Origin of the sequence: Luedemannella flava (assembly GCF_039528515.1) — a bacterium.
GTDB classification, from domain to species: Bacteria; Actinomycetota; Actinomycetes; order Mycobacteriales; family Micromonosporaceae; genus Luedemannella; species Luedemannella flava.
Window position 1 is genome coordinate 38,132 of the sequence record NZ_BAAALT010000059.1, and the last position, 12,851, is coordinate 50,982.

Below are 12,851 nucleotides of genomic sequence, written 5' to 3' on the forward strand. Positions count from 1 at the left end.
GTTCGGTCAACAGGACGCGTCATCGGATGGGTTCGGAATCGGTCCGGGTTGGAGCGTCCGGCTGCGGTGCAGTGCGGTGCCTCTTCGGCCATACGTAGCGGCCGACCAGCCACGAGACGAGTGCGGCGAAAACGGCGATGGTCGCGTATGTCACCGGGCTTACCGTTACCGGCTGTTCAAACAGAACCAGCGCGCTGACGCACATGGCGGCCGCCCCGCCCGCCGCGAAAACGGCCACTCCCCCCGTCATCGTCTCAGCGAGGAAGAGTCCCGCCGCCAGAAGCATCAGCACCGCACCGGGTAGCTGCACCGGCAGCCCTGCCATGCCGTAACCGGCCAACAGCAACAACAACAGTCCGAAGGACCCAGCTAGCCGCTTGCGTGGGGTGGCGACTTCCGTCACCAGCGCTATGACCGCTAGCGACAGCAGCACGAATACAACGTTCGGGTCGGTGAGGGCGGCCTGTAGCCAGCTCATCGGCGTGTCAGCACCCCTCGGCGCCTGCGTCGCGATGGTGGCGCCAACCACCAGCGCCGCTGTAGCCGCCAGGATCATCCACCAGATAGCTTTCATCAGCGTCTTCCCTCCTCGGGTGTGGCGGCTGGCCCCGCACTCCAGCGGCCAACACAGCTGCGGCGGCGGTCAGCAGGTAAAGACCCGCGCCGGCAACGGCACCCCGACCGCCCGCCGTGACCGCCCACGCCCAGCCGGATGTGAGCTGGTCGCCTTAACGCCCTACCGAGCCGACGACCGCGTCGGTCGCCTGCCACGTAATCGGCGACACCGGCAGGCCAATGACACGCCCCGTACCCTGCTTGAAAGGGACCAAACCGCCGCGGCACCGCACTTCATTCAGCTGTTCCCGGACAACCGCCTGCCGACCGCCGTACCAATGCCGTACGGATTGGCGCGGAGCCGCACCTAACCTTCGGAGCGCGGCTACGGTCCGCGTCCCTGCATCGCAGAGGTTCATGAAGAAATAGGAGACGATCCTCGGCAACCCACGACGCCGTTCACTACCACCGCAGGACCGACCGGAACACTAGATGATCTTGTGCTCCCAATCTGCTCCCAATGTAAGGGCCAGTAATGCAAAAACCCGTTACCGCATCTTCGGTAACGGGCTAGCTGAACTGCTTATATAGATGGTGGGCGATACTGGGTTTGAACCAGTGACCTCTTCCGTGTCAACACGGTCCATCACCTAGCCGTGACCTGCCGAAACGGGATTCCGGCAGGTCACGGCCCGCTCTTGAACGCCGTTCGCGTCGGTTCAACGCAGTTGACGTCCGATGACCACACCCCATGATCCAGCGGACAATCCCGCAGCAACGGGAGCACCACGCTACCGATCTTGGTGTTTCCCGCAGGATCGTCGTCGCGCGCTCCCCCACGACCCGCGCCGGGCGCATGAACCTCACCGCACGCACGCTCGCATCGTTGCTGGCCGTACACCGATTCCGAGCCGGAGATGGGCGGCGGCGACGACGGCATGGACGGGCCACTCGACGCGACGTCGGGAAGCGTCGCCCATGAATTCGAACAGGCCACTTGACCTGCCCGGACGGAGTTTTCGGCACCCACCCTTCCGACGCCTCCTGGTCCACCTCGCGCTGGTAGGCACGGCAATAAGTCAGCGGGGGGTGATAGTTCGTAGGGCGTATCTGGCGGATCACGAAAATGGTTGAGGTTCCCCTTATCGCCCGCTCCTCGGAATTTCGATGTCCCGCCGCTCGCCTCACCATGGCGCTGGGGACGCCAAGATACGCCAGTCGAAGTGACACGACACGAACCTCGCCCAGTGACCGCTGGGCTGGCCTCGAGTCAAAGAATCAGGTCGGCAGCAATGGTCAGGGATCCCGCAATAATGACTATCGTCCCTTCGTTTGTGGCAGCAACGGCTACGACTGGCGCAGGCACTGGTAGGACGTCCAAGCTCACAGCATCGGCTATCCCCCATACTCGCACCGTGGCGTCATCGCTGCCGGTGACGGCTACGACCCGGCCGTCGGGCAGCACGGCTGTGGCGATTGCTGCGACTGCGGAGGCATGGCCAATGAGGGGGTCGCCGATCGGAGTGCCGGTGGTCACGTCCCACACCCGCACAGTGTCATCCCAGCCACCAGTGACAGCCACGACCCGGCCGTCGGGCAGCACGGCCGTGGCGATTGCTGCGACTGGGCCGGTGTGGCCAATAAGGGGGTCGCCGATCGCGATGCCCGTTGTCAGGTCCCACACCTGCACCCTGTCGTCCCTGCTGCTGCCGATGATAGCCACCAACCGGCCGTCGGGCAGCACGGCGGCGGCCACCGGCCGGCGATCTAATAGGACGGTCATGGCAGACGCCGCGACGGTGGCGGTGTGGCCGGTGAGGGGATCGCCGATAGAGTTGCCAGTGGTCAGGTCCCACACCCGCACCGTGTCGATGTAGAGGCTGCGGGTGACAGCTACGACTCGGCCATCGGGCAGTACGGTGGTGGCCACCGCCGCCACCGGGGCGGTGTGGCCGGTGAGGGGATCGCCGATAGAGTTGCCAGTGGTCAGGTCCCACACCCGCACCGTGTCGTCGTAGCTACCCGTGACAGCCACGACCCAACCATCAGGCAGAGTCGCGGTGGCCACCGCCGAGACTGGGCCGGTGTGTCCAGTTTGAGGGTCGCAGATCGGGTTGCCAGTGGTCAGGTCCCATACCCTCACCGTGTCGTCGTAGCTGCCGGTGACGGCCACGAGCCGGCCGTCGGGCAGCCAGGTGGTCGCCACCGCCACCACTGGGCAGGTATGTCCAGTAAGGGGATCGCCGATAGAGTTGCCGGTAGTCAGGTCCCAAATCCGCACCGTGGTGTCGTAACTACCGGTGATGGCCACGACCCGGCCGTCGGGCAGCCAGGTGGTCGCCACGGCCACCACCTGACGGGTGTGGCCGGTGAGGGGATCGCCGATTGGAGTGCCGGTGGTCAGGTCCCATATCCGCGACGTGTCGTCCCAGCCGCAGGTAACGGCGACCACCCGGCCGTCGGGCAAAGTAGCGGTGGCCACCGCCTCCACAAGGGCATAGCCGTTCACGGGTTCGCCGATCGAAGTGCCGGTGGCCAGGTCCCAGAACCGCACCGTGTCGTCCAAGCTGGCGGTGATGGCTACGACCCGCCCGTCGCGCAGGGTCGCGATGGCGACTGCCCGCACTGCGGCGGTATGGCCGATAAGTGGGTCGCCGACCAGGTTGCAGGTAGTCAGGTCCCATATCCGCACCGTGTGGTCGGCGGTGACTGCGACGACCCGGCCGTCGGGCAGCACGGCGGTGCTGACTGCCGTCACTAGGGAGGTGTGGCCGGTGAGTGGGTCGCCGACCGGGGTGCCAGTGGCCAGGTCCCACAATCGCACCGTGGTGTCGTAACTGCCTGTGACGGCCACCACCTGGCCATCGGGCAGCACAGCGGTGGCCACTGCTGCCACCTCACCGGTGTGGCCGGTGAGCGGGCCGCCGATCGGAGCGCCAGTGGCCAGGTCCCACATCCACACCGTGGTGTCGTAACTGCCTGTGACGGCCACGACTCGGCCGTCGTCCAGGGTCGCGGTCGCGACACAGCTGACGGTTACGGACGCGGCTACGATCTCGCTGTCATCGGCAGAACGTGTGGACCAGCGAACATGGAAACCACCACGGGCGGCGGGTTGGCGCTGGTAGGGGTGGCCGGTGGCGGCGCCCCATATTTGCAGCGCAGCGTCGTTGAACTCTGGACGGTGCCAGTCCCAGCGGTGGCCAACCCGCCGCAACAGCGGCAACCAACTGAGCTTCGGCGCTGAAGTCTGATTGAACGCGGCCAACCGAAGCCGAACCGGATCCACATAGGGCAGGAATGCATCAGGGACGATGGTGTTGTTAAGGGTGTCGCCAGCGGCGGCGTGTTCAACGAAGTGTCGCCTCACGTACGGCGGAGGCAGCGAAGGTTGGCCGCCTCGGTCCAATGGCTCGGCTAGGTCAGCTAGGTCCGCCAGCGCGCGGGTAATCCGCCGCTCCACATCCTCGATGCTGCTCATGGCTGGGCTTGAAGCAGTTCGTGCGCGTGTACGCGCAGCGCGGTACGCAGCTCGTCGTGGAAGAGCCGATAGACAGTGGCGTCGTCTTCGGTGTCGGTGACCAGGTAGCCGGATAGCGGTGATTGGAGCAGCCACCTTATGTCGGCGTCGCCATAAGCCCGTCCGTTGAGGGACACCGCGTTGGCGACCCGCGGCCAGATCTGGTACCAGGGCAGGCCACGCCCGAACGCGAACGCGACCGCCCGCAGCAGATCTACCACGCGCTCGCGATCGTCTTGGCCGAGGGAGGTGCGCAGGTTCTCGCCGAACATGCCGACCACCCCCGCCCGGATAGCGTGCTGCCACGCCGCAGAATCCATGTCTACCATCTCGGGGCGGGTCGCGAGCTGGCTGGCGGCCAGGCGTGCGATGAGGAACGACGACCCGGCATCGGCAGCGATACGTCGTGCGACCTCGGCAAGCTTATCGACTACGAGGTGCCTGTACGGTGAGTGATCGGCCTGGGTGAGGGTCTGGGCGACATAGTCGGCAAGATCGTCTACCCGCCACAGGGGAGGCCGGTCAATCTGCAGCCGGGTGGCGGCGAGTCGTTCAGCGATAAGGTCGCTCAGCGCCGCTGTGGGTGGTTCCGGCCTGGGTTCGTCGGGACTCGGTGCGCGGACCCCGATGATGAGCCGTATGCCACCGTCGGCCGCGAGCGAGGTCAGCACGTCGTCAATGAGACTGCCCGGGTCGGCGGCCTCGTCCACCGCGTCCACCACGACCGTGACCAGGCCTGTGTCCTTGCTGGGCCGGGTGGCCCAGGCCGTGCGCATGTCGGCGAGCGACGGCACGGTGCCGACTGACGCGGCAAGGGGGATGTCAAGGGCGTAGAGGACCTGGGCGAAGATGTCGGCGGAAAGCTTGCCGGTGGCCAGTACGGCCACATCAACAGCGTTCGGCGAAGGTTTCAGATCATCGGGGATCACGGCGACCTGCATTGCGTGGTTGTCGATGAACCCTGGGTCGGAAAGAGTGACCAACCTGGACAGGACGGCGGACTTGCCGCACCCGGCCCGGCCGGTCACCACTGTGGTGCCAGCCGGCCCGCTGGCCGCAGCGATGAGCTGGCGCATCAGATCGGCGCGGCCGGTAAACAACCAGCCCAGCTCACCAGCCGACACGACACCCCTCGATCGGGGATCCCAGTGGGCGGCGAGATCGTCGGCGCGGATGGCCAGATCCCGCCGCGACGGCTGGACCGTGTCGGGGCGGTGGCGGGGGTTAGGCAGACACCGGTTGGGTCGGGCGGTCAGCAGCCGATGCCCCAGCGGAACCAGATGCTGGCCATGCGCCTTGAGTCGTTCGTTGACTTCGGTGAAGAAATGGTCCTCACGCAGGTATGGCTGGTCACCAAACGGGCTAGGCGCGTCGGACCGTAACTCTGCCAGGATCTCGCCGATGACTCCGGTGAGTGTCCCGACGTAGGCCGGCTGGTTGGCGCCGGCGCTGGCCAAGACGAGGCAATGCTCGGGGATCGGGGTGTCGAACGCGATCGTGGCTTCGCCGGTCGCCCCGCTGTAGCAGGCGTCCACGATTACCAGGAGGTTGTCGTAACTTCGGGTGGCCATTGCGCCCACGAACTGAGCGGTCTCCACCGCGGTGCCGAACACGTTGTCGAGCCTGGTATCGCGGAAGGCCAACCAGTGTCGGCCATGTTTCCGGACGCCGTGACCGGTCACGAACACCACGCCTGCGTCATCCGGGGACCACTCATGATCAGCCGACATAAGCGTGCGAACCTCGCCGGAGGTGGGGTTGCGGGCTAGGTCGGTGTGGGCCGGGGTGAAGTGGCGATCCGGCGACAGCTCTTCCGAGCAGAGCCATGCCGTCAGCACGGCCAGTTCCTTGTCCAGGCCGGGCAACGCCGGCAGGCGTAGATCGTCGTAGGCGGCGCTGACCATTGCCACGAAGTGACGACGAAGCGGTACCTCGGACCTGTTGGCGGGACTTGTCATCGGCCAGTGCCCGGCAGCACAGCCGCGATCGCATCCCCAGTGACCCTCTTCGACAGGTACCGCTGCACGTTGTGGGCATCGACCTGGTTGTCCACGATCCGGTCCTCCACCGCCGACCACACCTGCTTCAAGCCGCCCGCGGCGGCGACCGCGTCATGTGGGTCGTACACGTTTACCCACCGGCCCACCGTGGCCGGCTTGCCACCCGCTACCCCGAAAGTCGGGTCCGGCAGGTACCTGCGGATCATCCGCAAACCCAGCGGCGACCCCAATGTCAATAACAGGTCAAAGACCATGCCGGGATGTTGGCGCATGTACTCCAATACGACCACCGTTCCCAACGAATGGCCCACCACCACTCGGGTGTCTCCGGAGACAATCTCGGCGACTACCCTATCCACTGCCGCCTTCAACTGCGGATCGCACAGGTAGCGGCGTACTTGCCGCAACTCACCCAGCATCAACGCACCCACCGGCAAATTGAAGCGCCGATCCACGTACCGGACAAGTCGCTGCACCGGCAACGGAATTGCCGGTGCACCCTTCGTGTACTCGTCGTCGAGGTCCGCGCCCGGGTCGATCTCCAGCACGGCATCGGTCAGATCAGCCAACTCTTCCGGCATCACCTCGCCCAACAGATCGATGTCATCCACTGCGGACTTGCCCTGAAGGTCGGGCAGAAACAGGTGACCGTAGAACGCAATGTCCAACGCCACCGACGCGGCACGGCGACCCGCCCGTTCCAAGCCATCTCCCAGCGCTGTGCCCCACTCCGCCAGCAGTTGTTGGCGACCCCGCTGCTGCTGCCAAATGCCGTGCACACCCACCACCACAGTCACGACGCCACCACTTCTCCACCCGCAACCGCAGGCCGGGTTTCCGCCAATGAAAGGGTCAATCGTGCGAGGCCAGGCCCCGCGAATATTAATGCCCCACCCTCGGAGGGCTCCCACGCCAGCGCGCAAGCCGGATCGACCACACATAGCGCATGGCCTACCGACGTCCCGACCGCGATGTCCCACACCCGCACCGTGGCATCGGTGCTAGCAGTGACAGCCACGACCCGCCCGTCGGGCAGCACAGCGATGGCGATCGCCCCCACCATGCCGGTGTGGCCAGTGAAGGGCTCGCCGACCGGGGAGGCACTGGCCAGGTCCCACACCCGCACCGTGGCGTCGGCGCCGCCGGTAACGGCCACGACCCGCCCATCAGGAAGACCACCGGTGGCTACCGCCGACACTATGTAGGCGTGGCCGATGAGGGGGTCACCGATCAGCGTGGCGGTGGACAGGTCCCACACCCGCACCGTGGCGTCGGTGCTAGCAGTGACGGCCACGACCCGCCCGTCGGGCAGCACAGCGGTGGCGATCGCCTCCACCATGGCGGTGTGGCCAGTGAAGGGCTCGCCGACCGGGGAGGCACTGGTCAGGTCCCATACCCGCACCGTGGCGTCCCAGCTCCCAGTGACCGCCACCACCCGTCCGTCGGGCAGGATCGCGGTGGCCACCGCCACCACCTGGTGGGCATGGCCGGTGAAGGGCTCGCCGATCGGGACGCCGGACCCAAGGTCCCATACCCGCACCGTGTGATCGTCGCTGCCGGTAACCACCACGACCCGCCCGTCGGGCAGAACGGCGGTCGCCACCGCCACCACTGCGTCGGTGTGGCCTGTGAAGGGCTCGCCGATCGGGACGCCGGTGGTCAGATCCCACAGCCGCACCGTGTGATCGTCGCTGCCGGTAACCACCACGACCCGCCCGTCGGGCAGAACAGCGGTGGCCACGGCTCTGATCTTATCGACGTGGCCAGTGAAGGGCTCGCCGATCGGGACGCCGGTGGTCAGATCCCACAGCCGCACCGTGTGATCGTCGCTGCCGGTGACCGCCACGACCCGCCCGTCGGGCAGAACAGCGGTGGCCACCGTCTCCACTGTACTGGTGTGACCCGTGAGTAGATCGCCGACCGGGGAGGCATTGGCGAGGTCGCACACCCGCACCGTGGCGTCGAGGCCGCCGGTGACCGCCACCACCCGCCCGTCGGGCAGAACAGCGGTGGCCACCGTCTCCACTGTGCTGGTGTGGCCTGTGAGTAGGTCGCCGACGGGGGTGGCCGTAACCAGGTCCCACATTCGCACCGTGTCGTGCCAGTTGCTGGTGACGGCCACGACCCGACCGTCTGGCAGGACGGCGGTGGCTACCGCGTTTACCCAAATGATGTCGTCGGTGAAGGGTTCGCCGATCGGCGTGACGGCGCTCAGGTCCCACATCCGCACCGAACCGTGGAAACTACCAGTGACCGCCACGACCCGACCGTCAGGCAGGACGGCGGTGGCTACCGCGTTTACTGTGCTGGCGTGGCCGGCGATGGGGTCGCCAACCGGCGCGACGGCGCTCAGGTCCCACATCCGCACCATGGCATCGGCGCTGCCGCTCACGGCCACGACTCGCCCTTCTGGCAGGACGGCGGTGGCCACCGCCACCACTGCGTCGGTGTGGCCGGTGAGGGGATCGCCGATCGGGTCGCCGGTGGTCAGGTCCCACAGCCGCACCGTGTGATCGTAGCTGCCGGTGACGGCTACGACCCGCCCGTCGGGCAGGACGGCGGTCGCCACCGCCACCACTGCGTCGGTGTGGCCGGTGAGGGGATCGCCGATCGGGTCGCCGGTGGTCAGGTCCCACAGCCGCACCGTGTGATCGTAGCTGCCGGTGACGGCTACGACCCGCCCGTCGGGCAGGACGGCGGTCGCCACCGCCACCACTGCGTCGGTGTGGCCAGCGAGGGGATCGCCGACAGCGGCGCCGACGGTAAGGTCCCACACTCGCACGACGCGGTCGTGACCGGCGGTGACGGCCACGACCCGCCCGTCGGGCAGGACGGCGGTCGCCACTGCCGCAATGCGGCCGGTGTGGCGGCCCACGACCCATCCAGATCCGGCAGCCCATCGGGCCCAAACGGTATGCCACAGCCCGATGGGCTCCGGCGATGTGATCGAACCTTCCACGGCACGCTGATGGAACGCCAACGTTTCACGGTTCTGGGTCGGGTGATCCCAATTCCACGCGTACGAGCACTGACGAAACGCGGCCAGGAGACGCTGATGAGCCGAACCGGCCGTCGGTGCCCGAGCGTCGACTCGCAGTAACGGCCGGAGCCGTTGAGGATCAGCAAAAGGCAGGAACTCAGCCGAGACGAACGGGCCATCAGCCAACGTGGCGCCCGCGTCCGCGTGCTCAGGGCCATGACGACGTACATAGGTAGGCGGTGCAATTATCTGACCGGCGTCGCGACGTGGCCGCGCTAGGGGTTCAAGCTCCGCCGCGATGCGAGCCTGCACAGCAGCTTCGTCGTAGAGTCCCACCACAATGGCCTCCACAATGGCATTCGCGATTGCCATACGGTCGACGACATTGCAACACAGACTGCCGTCGCCAGCGTACGTGCGATCGGCTCAAAAACATCCCGAACTAGCCGATGGACTATGAACCGGCCGACCTCGATCACAGCAACGAACGACATCAGCGGTGCGCAGCGCATCGCCGCCGCCCAACGGCAGCCCGACGCCAGCGGCCCCGCAACCCCGACTCCGTCCTCGGCCCCAGCGCCCGCGGCAACGCGCACTCCGTGACCGATACGGCACCCGGACTCGCGCCGCGTGCCAGTGAACACTGTGCCAGTACGGAGGTGATGGCCCATGTGGGCGTCGAAAGTGTCATCGTCGAGCTCAGCCACTCCAACCGCGGCATCACTGACGAGACTCTGATCGAGTGGGTGCGGGGTCGGTGGGGGCACGGCTCGTTGCATCGGCCAGTAACGACTCCTGCGACCCACAACCACCTACGACCAGTTGTCGTGCCCGACGCCTGAACAGCCGGTCCGGCCCACCTACGTTCAGTGCCGGGGCAGGAGCACTTCCACGCTCGGGAAGCGGCCATCCCTGGAAGCAGGACTACCACATCTCGGAAGCGGTCACCCTCGGCTAACGTTTGCCGTGGTCAACGGCAATCGCCGAGCGCTTCCACATTTCGGAAGCGGTCACCCTCGGCCAGCGTCAGACGAGGTCAACGGCAATCGACCGAGCGCTTCTACACTTCGGAAGCTGTCGTTACTTGGCAGCGTCTGGAGTGGATACGTGGCTCCAAGTGCCGCAGTTCACGTAGGAAGTTGTCGCGTCACCCGACTTGATCATGCCGAGTCGCCCGAACTTCTGGAACGCCGAAGTGCGCGGGGAGCGGAACTGGAACCTTGTCACCCTCGATGATGCCGTTGACCTGCGGTTCGACGCCGTTGAGCGCAGTTGGACGCTGTTGAGCGAGGACCTCTGTGTCAACACGGTCCACCACCCAGCCGTGACCTGCCGAAACGGCACTTCGGCAGGTCACGGCACGCCCTTTGAACACCGTTGACATCGGTTCAACGCCGTTGACGCCGGATGACCCCATCCCATCATCCGGCAGCCAATCCCGAAACATCGGGAGCATCACGTTAACGATCTTGGCGTTGCCGGTAGGAACATCGTAGGTAGCTCCCGCCCATGCGGGTCCGAGCTAACCTCGAGTGGGATTTGAACCCACGACTGGTTGTTACGGAACGTAATCCGATTTCGTTTATCGCTGTTTGTCAAATTCGTGCACTGAGCTGCACTAACACCGCCGGACAACGATGAGCGCTTGTCACTGATAGTCACCGCTGGGATGGGGTTTTCGGGGGGTAAACGGGGGCACGTTGGCGACAACGCCGACTGGCGCTTGCCGGCCTACTCCAGTTCGGACCTACGGACCACGCGCTTCGCTTACACAACCAGCACGGTGGAATTGTCGACGCTGGCGCGCAGCCGGCAAGGCCTTCGAGAACGGCGTGCTGGGACATGGAACGCTCGGTCGTGTCCCCCACATGTGGCGGAGCAAGTCGGCGGCCTTGTGCACGCCGATCCGACCAAGTCCACGTGCCGACCGTTCGAGAGCACACCAGGCGCCGGCCTGCGCTGCCTGCGTCACCGCATCCAAAAGAACTGGGGCCGATGCGATCGCCCAGATCCCGGCCCACCGTCGGCGCCTGCACATCCGCGGCGCCAGTTCGCACCTCGACCACCACATGAGTGAGCCGGGCCGCCCGTACCCGAGGAACTCCACCGAATGCTGACCCAAACCAAGCCGAACAGTTGATCACTTCATGCGGCATACATCGGGATGTTAGGAGGGCCATGCCTCGTATGGCAGTGCTACACACCGACTGTGCGGAGGTGTTCCATCTTGACGACACGCCGGTCGAACCCGGCGGCGGGCGAATGGCAGGCACACCTATGTCGAGATCGTATGGTGCTGAGTGGGCCCGGGCTTCGTCGCTTGCCTGACGGCGGGTTCGAAATTCCAGTATCGGAGACGCGGTGCGTGCTCGCGGCCGTCGAACGCACCTGGGGACATCCCGCTGTATCGCGCTGGAGATCGCACCGCGGCCGGTCCCTTAAGACTGAATACACATGTGCTCGATCGGCCATCGGTTCACATTCATTATCTCCAATGTACGACCGTTACCGTCAGTGAATTTCCGAACTGCTAGCCGGTCGCTTTCTTGGCGTGACCAGCCGAGAAACGTGTTCGCGTCGTGTTCAACCATCGGATCTTCTCGTGGCGGAAGGCCAGGCATCGAGGGCAGGAAGGACTCACGGTCGGCGATGCTGTCGATCTCGTCCTCAGCCAGGAACCCGTTGGCTGGTAGAAGGTCAGGAGCGCCGGTGAAGGCGCACAGTGTTGCTAGGGTGTCTCGCTCCTCGGCCAGCGCCGCCTTGCGTTGGGTGGGCAGATCAATGTCCCGGTTATTGAACAGGGCTCCGATCACTGAATCGAGTTCGGGGTTCTCGGCCAGGAGAACATCGAGCACAACCGTGCTGGCCTTCTCCGTCAGCTCCCCCTGACTATCCAACGGACGCCGCTGATCCTTTCGGAGCATTGCCCGCAGGCGGCTCACTTCCAGTGGTCGGCCGAGCGGGGTCAACGATCGCAATCCGAATGCCCATCGGATGTCATCAGCTCGGCGTTCCTGATCTACGCCTGCTAGGAAGTGCACGGCGTTCCGATATGCGATCAACACCGCGTCCGCTCTGACCCGCGAACGTACGGGAAACGACACGCGGCAATCACCGTTCCCGCCTCGTACGCGTCGATCGGCAATCTCCTGCAGGTAGGACATGCACGCATCGTCGGCGAAGAGGATCCCGAGTTGCCGGCCAACCACTGTGCCTCCTTGCGATCGACTGATGGTCTACTTCGGAATCCAGTGACGCCTTTTCGACCTGCCGGGTAAGTCAAGCCAGACGATGAGCCGCGGTCCGTGCCGGACAGGGCTCCTGGAAAATGAACAAGTCGACCAAGACCACTGTCATCTCCGGGGAGCGCCGTGCCTGCCTATCCTTCCACGATCCCGCTGGCGACACGTAGCCTGATCGTTCTGGCGGACCTCATCCGACACCACCGTGCTCGGATCGGATCGCGGTGACGCCGCGTTGAGCCTGGCCATCAGTCCCTGCCGGCGTTGGCGTGGCAACGAACGGCGATACCTACCACTGGCTGGCTGCCGCGTTCGGCTTCGGTGTGGGCACGGTCTACCGCCACCTGCGTGCGGCGGTTGGCCTGCTCTCCGTTCATGCACGCAATCTCGCCAAGCGGTCGGCAGTGCAACGCTGCGGGTGATCTGGACGGCACTCACGTCCCAATCGAGCGGGTGGCCGGCCAGCGACCGTGCCACTGGGCAAGCACCGCCGCCACGGCGTCAACGTCCAAGTCCTGGCCGGGCGCGAGGCCACCTGCTCTGGGCTTCACCCG

8 protein-coding genes are annotated in these 12,851 nt (G+C 65.8%); 1 reads left to right on the top strand and 7 read right to left on the bottom strand.

The genetic code is table 11. From position 1 onward, the window contains the following. Positions 1-19: 19 nt before the first annotated feature. The 7 genes from ABD211_RS12035 to ABD211_RS12065 form a co-directional block, all read right to left on the bottom strand. The gene (locus ABD211_RS12035; protein WP_344129461.1) at positions 20-574 is read right to left on the bottom strand and encodes an NfeD family protein; all 555 of its coding nucleotides are present in this window, start codon (positions 572-574) and stop codon (positions 20-22) included. A gap of 1,251 nt (positions 575-1,825) precedes the next feature. Beyond that, the gene (locus ABD211_RS12040; protein WP_344129464.1) at positions 1,826-4,036 is read right to left on the bottom strand and encodes a WD40 repeat domain-containing protein; all 2,211 of its coding nucleotides are present in this window, start codon (positions 4,034-4,036) and stop codon (positions 1,826-1,828) included. Further along, a complete protein-coding gene (locus ABD211_RS12045; protein ID WP_344129467.1) occupies positions 4,033-5,985 on the bottom strand; it encodes a hypothetical protein in 1,953 nt (650 codons plus the stop codon). Before ABD211_RS12045 ends, ABD211_RS12040 begins: the two co-directional genes overlap by 4 nt. 44 nt (positions 5,986-6,029) lie before the next feature. Next, the gene (locus ABD211_RS12050; protein WP_344129469.1) at positions 6,030-6,872 is read right to left on the bottom strand and encodes a lipase family protein; all 843 of its coding nucleotides are present in this window, start codon (positions 6,870-6,872) and stop codon (positions 6,030-6,032) included. Then, positions 6,869-9,427, bottom strand: a complete 2,559-nt coding sequence (locus ABD211_RS12055; RefSeq protein ID WP_344129472.1) for a WD40 repeat domain-containing protein — start codon at positions 9,425-9,427, stop codon at positions 6,869-6,871. The genes ABD211_RS12050 and ABD211_RS12055 overlap by 4 nt, the downstream gene beginning before the upstream one ends. A gap of 775 nt (positions 9,428-10,202) precedes the next feature. Next, positions 10,203-10,514, bottom strand: coding sequence for a hypothetical protein (locus tag ABD211_RS12060; RefSeq protein ID WP_344129475.1), 312 nt, complete (start codon positions 10,512-10,514; stop codon positions 10,203-10,205). Positions 10,515-11,493: 979 nt separating this feature from the next. After that, positions 11,494-12,219: a hypothetical protein gene (locus tag ABD211_RS12065; RefSeq protein WP_344129478.1), complete on the bottom strand. Its 726-nt coding sequence runs from the start codon at positions 12,217-12,219 to the stop codon at positions 11,494-11,496. A gap of 347 nt (positions 12,220-12,566) precedes the next feature. On the opposite strand from ABD211_RS12065, the gene ABD211_RS12070 reads away from it, so the two are divergent. After that, positions 12,567-12,719 (top strand): hypothetical protein, encoded by a 153-nt coding sequence (locus ABD211_RS12070; protein ID WP_344129481.1) that lies wholly within the window; start codon positions 12,567-12,569, stop codon positions 12,717-12,719. Positions 12,720-12,851: the final 132 nt, after the last annotated feature.